At 64.8% G+C, this 16,459-nt stretch carries 14 protein-coding genes; all 14 read right to left on the bottom strand.

Features of this window, described 5'->3' with window-relative positions:
- Positions 1-26: 26 nt before the first annotated feature.
- The 14 genes from ACTTAG_RS00070 to dnaA all read right to left on the bottom strand — a co-directional run bounded on the left by ACTTAG_RS00070 (position 27) and on the right by dnaA (position 16,109).
- On the bottom strand, positions 27-1,163 hold the full coding sequence (locus ACTTAG_RS00070; RefSeq protein ID WP_444463614.1) for an ABC transporter permease: 1,137 nt from the start codon (positions 1,161-1,163) through the stop codon (positions 27-29).
- Positions 1,160-2,077, bottom strand: a complete 918-nt coding sequence (locus ACTTAG_RS00065) for an ABC transporter ATP-binding protein (RefSeq protein ID WP_444463613.1) — start codon at positions 2,075-2,077, stop codon at positions 1,160-1,162. Before ACTTAG_RS00065 ends, ACTTAG_RS00070 begins: the two co-directional genes overlap by 4 nt.
- Positions 2,074-2,592: an HlyD family secretion protein gene (locus tag ACTTAG_RS00060; RefSeq protein ID WP_444463612.1), complete on the bottom strand. Its 519-nt coding sequence runs from the start codon at positions 2,590-2,592 to the stop codon at positions 2,074-2,076. Before ACTTAG_RS00060 ends, ACTTAG_RS00065 begins: the two co-directional genes overlap by 4 nt.
- Positions 2,593-2,594: 2 nt before the next feature.
- A complete protein-coding gene (locus ACTTAG_RS00055; protein ID WP_444463611.1) occupies positions 2,595-3,023 on the bottom strand; it encodes a hypothetical protein in 429 nt (142 codons plus the stop codon).
- A gap of 233 nt (positions 3,024-3,256) precedes the next feature.
- The gene (locus ACTTAG_RS00050; RefSeq protein ID WP_444463610.1) at positions 3,257-4,354 is read right to left on the bottom strand and encodes a flagellar basal body P-ring protein FlgI; all 1,098 of its coding nucleotides are present in this window, start codon (positions 4,352-4,354) and stop codon (positions 3,257-3,259) included.
- Positions 4,354-5,367 carry a flagellin gene (locus ACTTAG_RS00045; RefSeq protein ID WP_444463609.1) on the bottom strand — a complete coding sequence of 338 codons (1,014 nt, stop codon included), beginning with the start codon at positions 5,365-5,367 and terminating at the stop codon, positions 4,354-4,356. The genes ACTTAG_RS00050 and ACTTAG_RS00045 overlap by 1 nt, the downstream gene beginning before the upstream one ends.
- Before the next feature lies 1 nt (position 5,368).
- Positions 5,369-6,823 (bottom strand): flagellar hook-associated protein FlgK, encoded by a 1,455-nt coding sequence (flgK, locus tag ACTTAG_RS00040; protein WP_444463608.1) that lies wholly within the window; start codon positions 6,821-6,823, stop codon positions 5,369-5,371.
- A 31-nt stretch (positions 6,824-6,854) separates the two neighbouring features.
- Positions 6,855-8,213: a flagellar hook protein FlgE gene (locus tag ACTTAG_RS00035; protein WP_444463607.1), complete on the bottom strand. Its 1,359-nt coding sequence runs from the start codon at positions 8,211-8,213 to the stop codon at positions 6,855-6,857.
- Between the two features lie 137 nt (positions 8,214-8,350).
- Positions 8,351-9,202 carry a flagellar motor protein MotB gene (locus ACTTAG_RS00030; RefSeq protein WP_444463606.1) on the bottom strand — a complete coding sequence of 284 codons (852 nt, stop codon included), beginning with the start codon at positions 9,200-9,202 and terminating at the stop codon, positions 8,351-8,353.
- A gap of 98 nt (positions 9,203-9,300) precedes the next feature.
- Positions 9,301-9,843, bottom strand: a complete 543-nt coding sequence (locus ACTTAG_RS00025) for a flavin reductase family protein (protein WP_444463605.1) — start codon at positions 9,841-9,843, stop codon at positions 9,301-9,303.
- Positions 9,844-9,876: 33 nt separating this feature from the next.
- The gene (gene gyrB / locus ACTTAG_RS00020; protein WP_444463604.1) at positions 9,877-12,327 is read right to left on the bottom strand and encodes a DNA topoisomerase (ATP-hydrolyzing) subunit B; all 2,451 of its coding nucleotides are present in this window, start codon (positions 12,325-12,327) and stop codon (positions 9,877-9,879) included.
- An 81-nt stretch (positions 12,328-12,408) separates the two neighbouring features.
- Complete coding sequence (recF, locus tag ACTTAG_RS00015; RefSeq protein ID WP_444463603.1) at positions 12,409-13,467, bottom strand: DNA replication/repair protein RecF; 1,059 nt, start codon at positions 13,465-13,467, stop codon at positions 12,409-12,411.
- Positions 13,468-13,513: 46 nt separating this feature from the next.
- Positions 13,514-14,632, bottom strand: coding sequence for a DNA polymerase III subunit beta (gene dnaN / locus ACTTAG_RS00010; protein ID WP_444463602.1), 1,119 nt, complete (start codon positions 14,630-14,632; stop codon positions 13,514-13,516).
- 103 nt (positions 14,633-14,735) lie between these two features.
- On the bottom strand, positions 14,736-16,109 hold the full coding sequence (gene dnaA, locus ACTTAG_RS00005; RefSeq protein WP_444463601.1) for a chromosomal replication initiator protein DnaA: 1,374 nt from the start codon (positions 16,107-16,109) through the stop codon (positions 14,736-14,738).
- Positions 16,110-16,459 lie beyond the last annotated feature (350 nt).

Genomic DNA, 16,459 nt, shown 5'->3' with positions numbered 1-16,459 from the left:
AAAAAGGGCCGCGCAAGCGGCCCTTTTCAATCGAGCGTCTGGCGAAACCGGCTGAGCGCCAGAAGCGAAAAGAAGACGGCAAAGCCGGTCAGCGTCAAAAGCGGCTGCGCGATATCGGCCAAAGTCGCCCCTTTCAGCATCACCCCGCGGATCAGGCGCAGGAAATGCGTGAGGGGAAGCGTTTCGCCGATCCACTGCGCCCAGGTCGGCATGCCGCGAAACGGGAACATGAAGCCCGACAGCAGGATCGACGGCAGGAAGTAAAAGAAGGTCAACTGCATCGCCTGCATCTGCGTGCGGGCAAGCGTCGAAAAGACATAGCCCAGCACCACCAGCGCCATCACGAAAACAAGCACGCCCAGCATCAAAAGCCAAAGGCTGCCGACAAAGGGCACGCCGAAGATCGTTCTGGCCGCCGTCAGCACCACGCTCACCTGCACCGCGCCGACGATGAAAAAGGGCAGCACCTTGCCCAGCATCACCTCGATCGGCGTGACCGGCATCGAAAGCAGGTTTTCCATCGTCCCCCGTTCGATCTCGCGGGTCAGGGCCATCGCGGTCATCATCACCATCGTCATCTGCAAGATCACCCCCAGAAGCCCGGGGACGATGTTGTATTGCGTGATGCCCTCGGGGTTGTAGCGGCGGTGCACGACGACCTCGAGCTTTTGCGCCGCGCTGGCCGCCGCCTCGGCCTCGGTGCCGCTTTCGCGCAAAAGCGCCTGTGCGGCGACCGTGCCAAGGGTGCCGATGGCGCCCGAGGCCACGGCCGGGTCGGTCGCGTCGGCCTCGATCAAGATCTGCGGATGCTCGCCGCGAATGACCTTGCGGCCGAAATCCGAGGGCACGGTGACGACGAAACTGACCTGCCCGGTGGCGATCAGCCGTTCGGCCTCGGTCGCGGTGACCTGCGGATGGGTGAAGCGGTAATAGCCGGTCAGTTCCAGCGCGGAAACCAGCGCCCGGGAATAGCGATCCTGTGCGGGTGCGACGAGGGCGGCGGGCAGGCCCTTGGGGTCGTTGTTGATCGCAAAGCCGAAAAGCATCAATTGCATCAAGGGCACGCCCAGCATCATCGCAAAGGTGATCCGGTCGCGGCGCATCTGCAGCGCTTCCTTGCGGATGATGGTGAAGAGGCGGCGGAAAGACAGGAAACGGGTCATGCCATGTTGTCCCGTGATGCGCCCATGAGCTGGATGAATACGTCTTCAAGGCTGGTCTCGGCCGCGATCACCTGGGCCCCGGTGGCTGTCGCAACCTCGGAAGCGGCCCGGTGCAGGGCGGCACCGTCGCGGCCGATCACATGCAGGTCGGCGCCCCAATGGGCGACCTGATCGACGCCCGGGCGGCCGGTCAATTGCGCTTGCGCCTCGGCGGTGCGGCCGCCGCGCAGGATCAGCGTGACCAGACCGGCGGCGGCGATCACCTCGGCCACCGTGCCTTGCGAAATCAGCTTGCCGTAGGAAATGTAGTTGATGCGGTGGCAGCGTTCCGCCTCGTCCATGTAATGGGTGGAGACGAGGACGGTCAGGCCGGTGGCGGCGCGGGCGTGGATTTCATCCCAGAAGTCCCGCCGCGCTTTCGGGTCAACGCCCGCGGTGGGCTCGTCCAGCATCAGCAGTTTCGGGCGGTGCATCAGGCAGGCGGCCAGCGCGAGCCGCTGCTTCCAGCCGCCCGAAAGCGATCCGGCCAGCTGCGCGCGGCGGCTGGTCAGGCCGAGATCCTCCAAAGTGTCGGGGACGGCGCTGGCGGGCAGGCCATAGACACCGGCGACGAAGCCCAGATTTTCCGCGATGGTCAGGTCTTCGTAGAAGCTGAAGCGCTGGGTCATGTAGCCGACCTCGCGTTTGATCGCGGTCTGGTTCCGCAAGATGTCGTGGCCCAGAACACGGCCCTCGCCCGCATCTGGTGTCAGCAAGCCGCACATCATCCGGATCGTCGTCGTCTTGCCTGATCCGTTCGGGCCCAGAAAGCCGACGATTTCCCCCGGTTGCACCGTGATCGACACCTGATCCACCACCACCCGCTTGCCGAAACGCTTCGTCAGATCGGTCACGGCGATGGCGGGAGCGGTCATCGCGTCGCCTCGGCCAGGGTCACATCGACGATCTGCCCGGGTTTGAGGGCGGTCGCGTCCTCTGGCCGGGCCTCGACCATGAACACCAGTTTCTGTCGGCTTTGCAGCGAATAGATCACCGGCGGGGTGAATTCCGGCCCGTCGGCGACATAGGACACCGTCGCCGTCAGACCCGGGGCGCAGGCGTCGCAATGCACCTGCAGCCTTGTGCCGGTGTGCACCTGCGCCAGCCGCGATTCAGGCAGATACAGCCGCAGTTTCACCGCATGATCGGGCAGCATCGTCAGGATCGGCGCCGTCGGCCCCGAGATCTCCCCCGGCCGCCGCAACAGATCCGAGATCACCCCGTCGACCGGGGCGGTCAGGCGGCGCTTGTCCAGCACCCATTGCGCCTGTTCAAGCCCGGCGCGACCGGCGCGGACGGCGGCTTCGGCGGCGGTGATCTCGGCCTTGCGGGCGGGCAGGCCAGCCACGGCCAGATTGGCCTCGATCTCGGCCACTTTCGCCTGCGCCACGGTCAGCGCGGTTTGCGCATCCGCGCGCTGCGCCGAACTCGCCGCGCCCCGGGCTTCCAGCGCCGCAAGCCGCAGGGCCGTTCGCTCGGATTTCGGTCGCCTGAGCCCGTGCCGAGGCCAGTGCGGCCTCGATGACGCGGATTTCTTCGGGTCGCTTGCCCTGACGCAGGTTTTCCAGCTGGCTTTCCGCCTGGGCCCAGGGTGGCGGTCGCCTGATCGACGGCGATCCGCGCATCGCGGTCTTCCTGCGTGGCGAGCGGTGCGCCCGCCCGCACCCTCTGCCCGCGCGCGACCGACAGGCGGGCGACTTCGGCCACGGAAACCGGGGCGATCATCACATGTTCGCCCTCGACATAGCCGGTTGCAATCGGCTCCGGCGCGGCACAGGCGCCAAGAAACGCGGCGATGAGTGGCAGCGAACACAGGGTCATGCGGGCAACCTCCGTCCTGCGGCGATCCGCGGCAAGGGCCCGGCCTTCGTCACGGCGCCGATCCGGAGCCATGTGAGCCGCGACGGCCAAGGCCGCAGGCGGTCTTGCCGCTGCGCAGAGAGTTCAATCACAGGGTTGAAACGTCAAATGCAAAATATCGGGATGACGGGAATAAGTGCGAAAGCCGCCCGGACGCGGCGCGTCCGGGACGGCATGATCCTGTGCCGGGAGGCTCAGTTCACCAGAAATTCGGCATGCAGCGCCCCGGCGGCATTGATGCTCTTCAGAATGTCGATCATGTCGCGCGGACTGACCCCGAGCGCATTCAGCCCGGCGACGACATCCGAAAGCGAACTGGTTTCGCCAACCTCGGCCATTTTCAGCCCCGAATCTTCCTGGATCGAGGCCTCGGTGCGCGGCACGACGACCGTTTCGCCGCGGGCGAAGGGGTTGGGCTGCACCGCGATCGGGGCTTCCTGCACCCGCAGCGTCAGGTTGCCCTGGCTGACCGCCACGCGGGAAATGCGCACGTCCTCGCCCATCACGATCGTGCCGGAGCGCTGATCCACCACCACCCGGGCGCGTTGTTCGGGTTCGACCGTCAGGTTTTCCAGCCGTTCGAGCACATGGGCCGCCGAGCGCATCCTGGCATTGGCGATGCTGACCGAGACGGTGCCCGAATCCTCCATCGCCGCGATGCGGGCGCCGAATTCCCGGTTGATCGCCTTTTCGATCCGCGCCGCCGTGGTGAAATCCGGCGTGCGCAGCGCCAGACGGACATCCGAAAGGCTGTCGAGCTTGAAGCCGATTTCGCGTTCGACATGGGCGCCCGAGGGGATCGTGCCCGAGGTCGGCACCCCCTGCACGACCGAGGCTGCCTGCCCCTGGGCCGAGACACCGCCCGCGATCACCGCGCCCTGCGCCACGGCATAGATCTCGCCATCCGCCGCGTTGAGGGGCGTCATGATCAGCGTCCCGCCGAGCAGGCTCTTGGCATCGCCGATCGCGGAAACCGAGACGTCGATCTTCCCCCCGGCCCGGGCAAAGGGCGGCAGCGAGGCGGTCACCATCACCGCTGCCACGTTCTTCGGCCGGAATTGCTCGCCGGTAACGTTAACGCCGAGCCGTTCCAGGATATTGGCCATGATTTCTTCGGTGAAGGGAGAGTTGCGGATGCCGTCGCCGGTTCCGTTCAAACCGACCACGAGACCGTATCCCACGAGGTCGTTGCCCCGCACGCCATCGAACTCGACAAGATCCTTGATCCGGATCGGGGCGGCAACGCAAAGCGTCGGCAGCAGAAGCATCAGCAGGAAGGCCGCGAGTTTCATCACAGATAATCCGTCAAGGAGAGTTGCGTCAGGCGCGACGTCAGGGTGTAAAGCGTTTCCATCTGCGACTGCGCCGCTTCAAGGGCGGTCGCGGCCGTGTAGTCATCCACGCCGATCAGTTCCTTGCGGGCAATCTCAAGCGAGGTCTGCTGCGCGGAATTGCGGGTCTGCGCATCCGCAATGATCGCTTCGGCCGTGCCCAGACCGGAGCGCAGGGTGGTGATTTCGCCCTCGGCCGAGGCGATGCGTTCGCCCGCGGCACGGATCAGCAGCGAACGGGTGCTGTCGTCCGCGGGCACCAGATTGCGGTCGAGGAGCGTGCCAAGGGCGAAGCCTTTCAAGGTGTCGCGAAGCGTCGCATCGGCGGCGGTGATGGTCAGTTGCGTCGTGTCGGTTTCGGACAAACGCACCGGCGCCAGGCTGGTGGCGCTGCCCAGATAGGACAGATCGAGGAAGCCGCCCCCGCCCGGGTCGGCCTCGAACCAGTCATCGACCGCGGCGATGATGTCGGCCGCGACGGTCATGCCGCTCACCAGTGTTTCGAGTTCGGTCATGATGGCATCTGCCGAGGCGACCGGCTTGGTATCGGTCGTCGTGCCCGAAAAGGCATAGCGACCGGCAACATTGACATTGAGCGCGTCGATGATCGCCTCGAACCGCTCCGCCGCGTTTTGCGCGCCGGAATCGACCATGATCGGGGAGGCGGTGAAAGACGCCGAGATGAGCGTGGTGCCGATGGCCTTGGCGTGCCCCTGAATCGTTTCCAGCGCGTCTTGCTGCGTGCCGGCCAGAAGATCGGTTTCCGTCGCGACCTGTTTGTAGGCCTCCGCGCGCGCCAAGGACCGGTTGATCCCCGCAAGGGCGGTGAAATCACCGCCGACCTTGGTGCCGAGATCCTGACTGATGCCGGTGACTAGCTCTTCCGAGAGGCGGGACATCGTTGTCTTCAGCTGCACATTGTGACGTCGCATCAGATAGGTCTGCGACATGTCACCGACGGAGATGTATTTCATGTCAGATATCCAGGAGTTCCTGCAGCATGGCGTCGATCGTCTGAATGACCTTCGCATTCGCGGCATAGGCCTTCTCGACGACAAGAAGGCTTTGCATTTCGTAGTCGGTGTCGACCCCGTCGGCGAGCGCCATTTCGGTCAGGGTTTCCTGCCGGGCGGTGGCATAGCTTTGGCTCAGGGCGGCGGATTGCCGGCCGGAGGAGGCAAAGGACAGCAGATCGGCCGCCAGCCCCGAGGCCGTGCGCAGCGTCGCTCCGTAATTCCCCGAAGCGGGCGCCGCTTCCTTGGTCAGGGCACCGGAAAGCGCGTTCAGGATCGTGGCATCGCTGACCGCGCCCGGCGCGCCCGCCATCAGCCCGTCGCGCAGATGCCAGACCGCCCCGCCCTGCTCGGGATCGACCAGCGCGTTCAGCTGCAGCCGTCCCGCAAGCCCGACTTCGTTCGCGGCGTCGAAGACGGCGCCGCTATCGGTGAACAGGCCCGGATCGCCCGCGCTCAGCGTGCTGTCGACCGTCGGATCTTCGAACCGGGTCATCAGATCGCGGGCGAAAGCGTCAAGCTGACTTTGCGCTTCCGGGGCAAGCTCGTCGCGGATGGCGAAGGCGGCCCCCAGCGTGCCGCCGCCAAGCGGCCCGTCATCTGCGGTGGATACGGGATAGCCATTGATCGTGAGCCCCGACAGCGCGCCCGAATCCAGAGTCAGATGCGCCGCCATCACACCTGCGCCATCGAATCCGATTTCGCTGGCGGATCCGTCCAGCAAGATGGCGCCGCCGGTCGTGAACAGCGCAATCTGATTGTTGTCGCGCTGCACCACCCGCACGGGAACGATTTCCGAAATCTGGTTCACCAGGGACTGACGTTCGTCCATCAGACCGGCGGCATCGTTGCCGATCGAGATCTGCGTGGTGATCGTCCGGTTCAGCTCCTGCAGCTGCACCAGGGTTTCGTTCAGCGTCCGAACTTGCCTGGCGATCGACTTGTCGGCGGTCAGCCGCGTCGCCTGCAGGTCCCGGGACACGCTGTTGAGCTTGTCGGCCACCGTCGACGCCGCCCCGACGGCCGCCGTCAGCCGGGCCGTGCTGTCGGGCATGCTCGCGGCGGTGAGCAGGGCGCTTTCGAAATCCGACATCGTGGCGGACAGCGACCCGACGGCTTCCGGATCGCCGATCTGCGTCTCCAGACGGCTGTAGAAATCGCTCTTGGCGGTTGTGTTCGCTGCTGCGGCATTCGCCAGCAGCCGGTCCTGCGTCACCACCTGGTTCACCACGCGGTTGACGCCGAGGATGCGCACGCCCCCCCCGGTTCCCCCCAGCGTCTGCGAGGCGATCGACAGTTCGCGCCGCGCATAGCCGTCGGTCATCGCATTGGCGATGTTGGAAGAGACGACCTCGGCCATCCGGGACGATGCCGTCAGCCCCGACAGGGCGAAGTTGAAGGCACTAGCGATGCTCATGGGTCATCTCCTCCTTGTGCGATCATCAGGCTCAGCGCTTGATGTTCGTCGTCTCCTGCAGCATCTCGTCGACGGTCTGGATCACCTTCGCATTCGACGAATAGGCGCGTTGGGTCTGGATCAGGTTGGTCAGTTCCTGCGCCACATCGACGGCGGAGCCTTCGCGGGCATAGCCTTCGACGGCACCGGTCGGGCCGTCACCGGCGTCCCACAGATAGAACGACCCCGAGGTCGAGGAGACCTGGAAGGTCTGGTTGTCGAGCGCGTTCAGCCCGTTGATGTTCGACACGTCAACCAGCGGCACCTGATAGACGGTGCGGATGAAGCCGGTGTCGTAGGTCGCCTTGATGAACCCGTTTTCGTCGATTTCGACCGAGGTCAGGTTGCCCACCGGCGAGCCGTCCTTGTTGATCGAGGTCGGGGCGAAATCGCTGGCAAGCTGGGTCAGACCGTTGGTGTCGCCCTGTTTGCCGATGGTGATGGTGATGTCCTGCAGACCGTCGGCAAGGGCGAAGCCCGAGGCGTCGGTGAAGTTGAGCGTGCCCTCGGTCGAATCCCAAGCCGGGCCCTGGATGGTGGTGACGTTGCTCAGCGTGCCGCCATTCGTGCCGGTATTGTCGAAGTCGAGCGTATATTGCCCGACGACTCCGACGCCGAGACCATAGGGGTCGGTGGTGGTCGCCGAATCGGTGATCGTCATCGTCCACTGGTTCGAGTCCGGATCGCCCGCCGCCGGGATCGTCGGCGTGAAGGCGACCTGCAGCGTGTTCGAATTGCCGAGGTTGCCGAAATATTCGATCGACGAGGTCAGCGTTTCCCCGCCCGCAGTGTCCGCGGTTTCGCTGGCGGGCAGGTTGATGCCCCAGTTCATCGCCGTCGTCGGGTCGCCCGCGGTCTGGTTGGCGTTGATCACGACCGGCTGAAGGCCGGTGACCGTGTCACGCGCATTGACCGGGATCGTGCCATCGGCGAGCGCCGCCCAGCCCAGCAGAACAAGCCCCGAATCGGTCCGCAGCACGCCGTCCTTGTCGGTGTGGAAGGACCCGGTCGAGGTCATGGTCAGCGGTTGATCGCCAAGGCCGTTGGCGAGCGAGGCAGTGGTCGCCACCGGCAGGAAGCCCCGGCCCGAAATCGCGATATCCATGGCGTTCGAGGTCGAGACGAGCGAGCCGCGCTGGTCGATCAGGCGCCCCGAAGAGGCGCGCACGCCACCGGCCGAATAGGTCCCGGAACTGCGCGCCTGCGTCAGCACCATGCTTTCGAAATCCGCCGTCGCCCGCTTGTAGCCATAGGTGCCGGAGTTGGCGATGTTGTCGGAAATCGTTGCCAAGCGCGTCGCGTTGGCGGCAAGGCCCGCCACACCCGCGTTGAGCGAAGAAGAAATGGACATGTAAGCGCCTTTCTGCTGCTGTGTCCCTCGGTCGAAGTCCACCTTGCGGCAGTCGCCGTTAAGATCGGCCTAACGCATAAAATGCCGCGGATTTCTTCTTCGCCCGGATCAGACCCCTCCGGATCAGCCCCCCCGGATCAAACCCCGTTGCGCAGCAAGATCAGCTCAAGCCGGTTGTTGCGCACCGACATCCGCGCTTCGACGGCCGGTTTGCGATCGGCAAAGCCCGAGACGCGCTGCAGCCGCGTGGCGTCGAATCCCGCCGTTTCCATCAGGACCCGCATCCGTTGCGCCCGTTCCGAGGACAGGTCCCAGACCGGATTCGTGCGCAGCATCGAGGGATAGGACCGCGTGTGGCCGTTGATCGCGACACTGTTCTTCGTCAGGCCGAAGACCCGCACCAGCATGCCCGCGATTTCGCCCAGAATCGGCTCGGGCTCGGCGGTATCGGGCACGAAAAGCGGCTCGTTCTCGAGATCGAAGAATTCGACGATCAGCCCTTCGTCCGTCACCTTGGTGACGATATGCCGGGCCAGCTGTTCGCTGACCATCGATTCGCCGGAGCTTGCCGAAAGCGCCTTTTCGATTTCCTTGGCCATGCGGTCGAATTCGGCCTGATCGGGCTTCTGTTCCTGCTTGACCATGCCGCTGTCACCGCGGGCCTGGCGTTCCTCGGTCGGCGCCTGCCCCGAAGCCCCGGTGCCGTTCTGCGCCACCTTGTCTTCGGAAAAGACGGAATCGCCACCAAAAGCGCCTTCGCCGCCGCCCGAAATCCGGTTGATCGGAATCGTCGGATTGAAATAATCCGCAATCCCCTTGCGTTGCTTTTCCGTTGTCGCGTTCAGCAGCCACATCAGCAGAAAGAAGGCCATCATGGCTGTGACGAAGTCGGCATAAGCAACTTTCCACGCCCCACCGTGGTGTCCGCCGTCGCCGACGACCTTCTTGCGCTTGATGATGACTGGTGCGACACCATCGTGTGCGCCCATATCCCACCACCTCTATTTCACCCGGAACCAGAGGTAGCAAAGGCCGCTTAAAGCCGGCTTAACGGATAAAATCCCAAGCAATCATTGGCTGTTCCCCCTCAGATCTGCGGCGTGAAGCCCCCGAAACCGCCGCCGAAGAAACACAGCGGCAGGCCGGTGCGGGCAAGATCGAAGCGGGTGACGCGGCCCAGAAGGATGGTGTGATCGCCGCCCTCGTGCTGCGCTTCGGTCACGCAATCGAATCGGGCGAGCGCCTCGGGCAGCACCGGCACGCCCTCCCCGTTGCGGGCAAGGGCCAGCCCCTCGAACCCGGGGCCCGAGCGCGAAAACCGGGAGGTCAGATCCCGTTGCCCCTCGGCCAGCACATGAATGGCAAAGGCCGGGGCGGCGGTGAAATGGCGATGCCGCATCGAGCTGCGGGCGACCGACCACAGCACCAGCGGCGGATCGAGCGAGACCGAGGCGAAGGAATTGATCACGATGGCGATCGGACTGCCGTCATCGGCGTCGCGGGCGGTGACCAGTGCCACCCCGGTGGCAAAGCGCCCCAGCGCATCGCGCAACAGCCGCGGGTCCGCGGGATCGGGCCGATGGCCGCCAGCCAGCGTCTCGGCAGGGCTGGTCCCGTCGCTTTCGCTCATGCTCTTCCCCTTCCGTCGCGGCCCAAGCGGGCCTCAGAAATCGAGGTTTTCCACGCTCAGCGCGTTTTGCTGGATGAATTCGCGCCGCGGTTCCACCACATCGCCCATCAGTTTCGAGAAGATGTCCTCGGCCTCGGCCACGTCATCGACCCGCACCTGCAACAGCGTCCGCGCCGCGGGATCGAGCGTGGTTTCCCACAGCTGTTCCGGGTTCATCTCGCCGAGCCCCTTGTAGCGCTGCAGCGTCAGGCCCTTTTCGCCCTCCTGCAGGATCGCATTCAGCAGATCAAGCGGACCATGGATGAACTGCTCGCGGTCCTTGCGGATCAGCCGGGCCGGGGTGCGGTAGCTTTCCTGCAGGCTGGTGGTGAAGTGCGACAGCCGCCGCGCCTCGCCCGAGCGCAGCACCGGGCCGTCCAGCGTGCGCACCTCTTCGACACCACGCAGGATGCGCGACATCCGCAGCCCGTGGTCCTGCGTAGGTCGCCCCATCCAGCCGCGTTCATATTCCAGAGCGATCAGGTCAAGCCGCGCCGAAAGCTCGTCGGCCACGCCCTGCGCATCGGCGTCGATCCGGCCGGGCAGCAGCGCCCCGGCAATCGCCGCCTGTTCCAGGATGCGTTGCGGATAATGCGTCGGGAAGGCCTGCAGGATGCGGCGCACCTGCCGGGCTTCCTCGACCAGCCGCGTCAGATCGGCGCCGATGATGTCGGTGCCGTCGCCCAGCCGCAGAATCGCCCCCTCAACCCCTTGATGCACAAGGTAATCTTCCAAGGCGGCCTGATCCTTCAGGTAAACCTCGGACTTGCCGCGGGCAACTTTGTAAAGCGGCGGCTGGGCAATATAGAGATAGCCGTGCTCGATCAGCTCCGGCATCTGCCGGAAGAAGAAGGTCAGCAGCAGCGTGCGGATATGGGCGCCGTCCACGTCGGCATCGGTCATGATGACGATCTTGTGATAGCGCAGCTTGGCGATGTTGAACTCGTCGCGGCCAATCCCGGTGCCCAGCGCGGTGATCAGCGTGCCGATCTGGTCCGAGGACAGCATCCGGTCGAACCGCGCCCGTTCCACGTTCAGGATCTTGCCCCGCAAGGGCAGCACGGCCTGATTTTTCCGCTCGCGCCCCTGCTTGGCCGAGCCACCGGCCGAATCCCCTTCGACCAGGAAAACCTCGCTCAGCGCCGGGTCCTTTTCCTGACAATCGGCCAGCTTGCCGGGCAGGCTGGCCACATCCATCGCGGTCTTGCGCCGGGTCAGTTCGCGGGCCTTGCGCGCGGCTTCGCGGGCCAGTGCGGCTTCGATGATCTTGCCGACGATCCCCTTCGCCTCGGTCGGATGTTCCTCGAACCATTCCGCGAGCTTTTCGTTCACCAGATTCTCGACCGCCGGACGGACCTCCGAGGAGACAAGCTTGTCCTTGGTCTGGCTGGAGAATTTCGGATCGGGAACCTTGACCGACAAAACGCAGGTCAGCCCTTCGCGGGCATCATCGCCGGTGAAATCGACTTTTTCGCGTTTCGCGATGCCGCTGTCTTGCGCGTATTTGGTGATCGTGCGGGTCAGCGCACCGCGGAAGCCCGCAAGATGGGTGCCGCCGTCGCGCTGCGGAATGTTGTTGGTGAAGGGCAGCACGGTCTCGTGGTAGCTGTCGTTCCACCACATCGCCACTTCGACGCCGATACCGCGGACTTCGCCGACCATGTAGATCGGATCGGGCATCACCGCGGTTTTCGAGCGGTCGAGATATTTGACGAATTCGCGCACGCCGCCTTCGTAATGCAACTCGCTGCGCAGCGGTTCGGCGGGGCGTTCGTCTTCCAGAATGATCCGCACGCCCGAGTTCAGGAAGGCCAGTTCCCGCAGCCGGGTCTCCAGCGTCTTGAAGCTGAAATCGAGGTTCGAGAAGGTCCCCTCGGGATCATTGGTCTTGGAGGAGGCCATGAACCGGACCTCGGTGCCCTTTTCGCCGGGGGCATCGCCGATTTCGCGCACATGTTCGACGCAATCGCCCTTCTCGAACCGGGCGAAATAGACCTTGTCATTGCGCCAGACCTTGAGTTCCAGCCAATCGGAGAGCGCGTTCACCACCGACACACCGACGCCGTGCAAGCCGCCCGAAACCTTGTAGGCATTGCCGCTGTCATCGGTGTTGTTGAATTTGCCGCCCGCATGCAGCTGGGTCATGATGACCTCGGCCGCCGAGACGCCTTCTTCGGGGTGGATGTCTACCGGGATGCCGCGGCCGTTGTCGCGCACCGAAACCGAGCTGTCGGCGTGGATCTTCACCGCCACATAATTCGCATGGCCCGCCAGGGCCTCGTCGATGCCGTTGTCGACAACCTCATAGACCATGTGATGCAGGCCCGAGCCGTCGTCGGTGTCGCCGATATACATGCCGGGGCGTTTGCGCACCGCTTCGAGGCCCTTCAGGACCTTGATCGACTCCGCGCCATATTCGGCTTTGTTCTTCGGGGTTTCGGTCATCCGCGCCTATCCTGCTGATCGTTGCGGACTTATAGAGTTTCGGGCAGGCAATGTCACGCCTTGGCCACAATATTCAGCGGTTCAGGGGTGGCTTTCCACCAGTTCCGAGGTTCCCGCGACCTCGGTCACCTGCCAATACCGCCCGCGGTCGCCAAGGGCGTCGAAAAGCTCGGCCCCGGTGCCGGTCATCAGCACCTGCGCGGGCAGGGCGCAGATTTCATCATAAAGCGCCGCCCGACGCCCGGCATCCAGATGTGCCGCAACCTCATCCAGAAGCAGCACGGTGTTTTCCCCGGCAAGCGCCCGGGCATTGGCGAGCAGCAGCGAAATCAGAAGCGCCTTTTGCTCGCCGGTCGAGCATTGATCGGCCGGGATCGCCTTTTCGGCATAAACAGCCGTCAGATCGACCCGATGCGGGCCTTCAAGCGTCCGCCCGGCGGCCATGTCGCGCCGTCGCCCCTCGGCCAGCGCCGCGGCCAGATCCTCCGGCCCCTCGGCCGTCAGGCCCAGATCGGCCGCCGGAAAGGCCGTCGCCGCCCCCGCCTGCGCCGTCGCAATCTGCGCCAAAGCCTGCCGCCGATGCGCGGTCATCAGGGCGCCTGCCTCGGCCATCCGGGCCTCCAGCGCGCCATACCAGGCCGCATCCCGGATCTCGTCCTTCAACAGCCGGTTGCGCTCGCGCATCGCCTTTTCATAGGCCAGCACGGCTTCGGCATGGGTCGGAAAGAACGACAGCGTCATCCGGTCCAGAAACCGCCGCCGCCCCTCGGCCGCCTCGATCCAGAGCCGATCCATCGCGGGCACCAGCCACAGCACCCGCAACAGCCGCCCCAAAGCCACCTGCGCGGCGGCCTTGTCGTCAATCAGCACCTCGCGCGAGGATCCGGGCAGGGCCGAGGTCTCGATCTCGTAATCCGACAGCGTCGCGCGGATCTTCCAGCCGACCTGCTCCTGCCGCCGGATCAATTCCTCGGCCGAGGCGCGGCGCAGCCCCCGCCCGGGGGACAAAAGCGACACTGCCTCCAGCACCGAAGTCTTGCCCGCCCCGTTCGGCCCGTAAAGCGCCACCGGCCGGGCATCCACCGCCAGAACCGCGCGCCGATGCGAGCGGAACTGCAAAAGCGTCAGATCCCGCAGCATCGCAGCCCCGTTTCTTCTTGGTCCAAATACGCCCTTGCGCGCCCGGTCACACGCGCATCGGCATCACGACATAGACCGCCGAAGTGTCATTGCCCTCGCGCATCAGCGTCGGATCGCCCGAGGAGTTGAACAGGAACACCGCATTCTCGCGGTCCACCTGAGAGGCGATCTCCAGCAGATATTTCGCGTTGAAGCCGATCTCCAGCCGCTCGTCGCCATAGGCCACGGCCAGCTCTTCCTCGGCCGCGCCCGCATCGGGGGCATTGACTGAGAGCACCAGCCGGTCTTCGTCCAGGCTCAGCTTCACCGCGCGCGAGCGTTCCGAAGACACCGTGGCCACCCGGTCCACCGCCTTCGCAAATTCCGCCGCGTCGACCTCCAGCCGCCGGGTGTTCCCCATCGGAATGACGCGGGTGTAATCGGGGAAAGTGCCGTCGATCACCTTCGAGGTCAGCGTGATTTCCGGCGTGGCAAAGCGCACCTTGGTTTCGCTGACCGAAACCGCAATCTGCGCCTCGTCATCATCGAGCAGCTTGCGCAGCTCGTTCACCGTCTTGCGCGGCACGATCACGCCCGGCATGCCGTTGGCGCCTTCGGGCAGCACCGCGTCGATCCGCGCCAGCCGGTGCCCGTCGGTCGCGACGCAGCGCAGGGCAGGGCCGTCTTCGCCGGTCGCCACATGCATATAGACGCCGTTCAGGTAATAGCGCGTCTCCTCGGTCGAGATGGCGAATTTCGACTTGTCGAAGAGCCGCTTCAGCACGCCCGCCTTGGCCGAGAAATTCGCGCTGTATTCCGACGAGGCCATCACCGGGAAATCTTCGCGCGGCAAGGTCGCCAGGTTGAAGCTTGACCGCCCGGCCATGACCGACAGCCGCCCCGCCGCCGCATCATCCGACAGCTGCACCAGCGCGCCATCGGGCAGCTTGCGTACGATCTCATGCAGCATCACCGCGGAAACCGTCGTCGCCCCCGCGCGTTCGACCTGCGCCGGGGCCTTGTCCACCACCTCGATGTCAAGGTCGGTGGCGCGGAAGGAAACGGTCGAACCCTCGGCCTCGATCAGCACATTCGCCAGGATCGGAATGGTGTTGCGCCGCTCCACAACCGACTGGGCCTGAGACACCGCCTTGAGAAGGGCGGCGCGTTCGATGCTGATCTTCATATCCATTCCTCGCCGGTTCCCGGGGGCGGCAAGGTAACATGCCGCCGCGCCGGAACAAGATTTTTCCGGACATTCCGCCGCTTTGCGCGGGGCGTCAAGGGTTTCAGGATTCCATCAGCCGCTTCAGCAGCCCGATATCCTCGGCCAGTTGCCGATCGGTCGCCATCAGCTCGTCGATCTTGCGGATGCCATGCATGATCGTCGTGTGATCGCGCCCGCCAAAGCGCCGCCCGATGTCGGGCAGCGAGCGGGTGGTCAGATGTTTCGACAGATACATCGCCACCTGCCGCGGCCGGGCAATGGTGCGCAGCCGCTTCGGCCCGATCATGTCCGACAGCCGGACATTGTAATGTTCGGCCACCTTGCGCTGGATCTCCTCGATCGTCACGCGCCGATCCGAGGCGCGCAGGATATCGGCCAGACATTCCTGCGCCAGATCCAGCGTGATCTCCCGCCCGACCAGCGAGGCAAAGGCGAAAAGCCGCGTCAGCGCGCCTTCCAGCACGCGCACGTTCGTGGTGATCCGATGCGCCAGAAATTCCAGCACACCCGGCGCCACCAGAAGCCCCGGGTTGCGGGCGGCATGGATTTCGGTCTTGGTCTGCAGGATGCCCAGACGCAATTCGTAATCGGTCGGATGCAGATCGACGACCAGACCGCATTGCAACCGGCTCTTGATCCGCTCCTCCAGATCCTTGATCTCGCCCGGCGCGCGGTCGGCGGAAATCACGATCTGCTTGCCCTGATCGACCAAAGCATTGAACGTATGGAAGAATTCTTCCTGCGTGCTGTCCTTGCCCGCGATGAACTGCACGTCATCGACCATCAGCACGTCGACCGAGCGGAACAGCTCCTTGAAATCCATGATCTGCCGGTCGCGCAAAGCCTGCACGAAGCGATACATGAACTGCTCGGCCGAAAGATACAGAACCCGCAGCTCGCCATGCTGGTTTTGCAGCTCATGCGCGATCGCATGCATCAGGTGGGTCTTGCCCAGCCCGACGCCGCCATAAAGGAACAGCGGGTTGAAGGTCACCGGACCGCCCTCGGCCACGCGGCGCGCGGCGGCATGGGCCAGCTCGTTCGGCTTGCCGACAACGAAGCTGTCGAAGGTGAAACGGGCGTCGAGCGGCGCGGCGGGAAGCTCCTGTTCGTCGTGCATCCGCTGCGGCCTGCGCGGCGCGACCGGGGCCTTTTCGGCCGCGGGACGGCTTTCGGGGGCGGCCATGGGGCGGCCCTCGGGCACGCGGATCGCGACGCGTTCGACCGGCAGGCCGGTCTTGCGCAGCTCACGCAGAATCGGCTCGCCGTAATTGCGCGACACCCAGTCGCACATGAATCGCGTCGGCGCTTCGAAAGAGACGATGCCGTCCGCCAGCTCGATCAGCTGAAGGGGCGCAATCCAGGTGTTGAAATTGGTCCGGCCAACGGTCCGTTGAAGTTCATTGCACACCTGCCCCCAGAGTTCGTTCGTCATGTCTTTTTCCATCCGCGTTGCATACCGGCACTGGTTACCCGTCACATCGGTCCCGCCTTGCGGCAGAATCGGGAAATGAAGACATGCCGAACCCCCGGCAAAACCGGTGGCGGCATCACCTGCCAAACCGGAGCAACGGCTCCCATTTGAAACGGATCACATCCCCAGATCGAAGCTCACGGCTTCTTATGTTACGGCAGCACAGGGCCCCGCTTCGACCTTTCGGATGCGTCTTGTCCCCCAAGACGACGTGAATCGCCCCGTGACGCTAGCAAGGCGGCGAGGGCTTCTGCAACCGAACTTCGCGCTTGACGCCCACTTTGCCCAAATCGAATCTGTCGCCCCTTTGC

It is taken from the genome of Rhodobacter capsulatus (assembly GCF_052363185.1).
Taxonomy (GTDB): domain Bacteria; phylum Pseudomonadota; class Alphaproteobacteria; order Rhodobacterales; family Rhodobacteraceae; genus Rhodobacter; species Rhodobacter capsulatus_E.
This window is presented reverse-complemented; position numbering and strand designations above follow the sequence as displayed.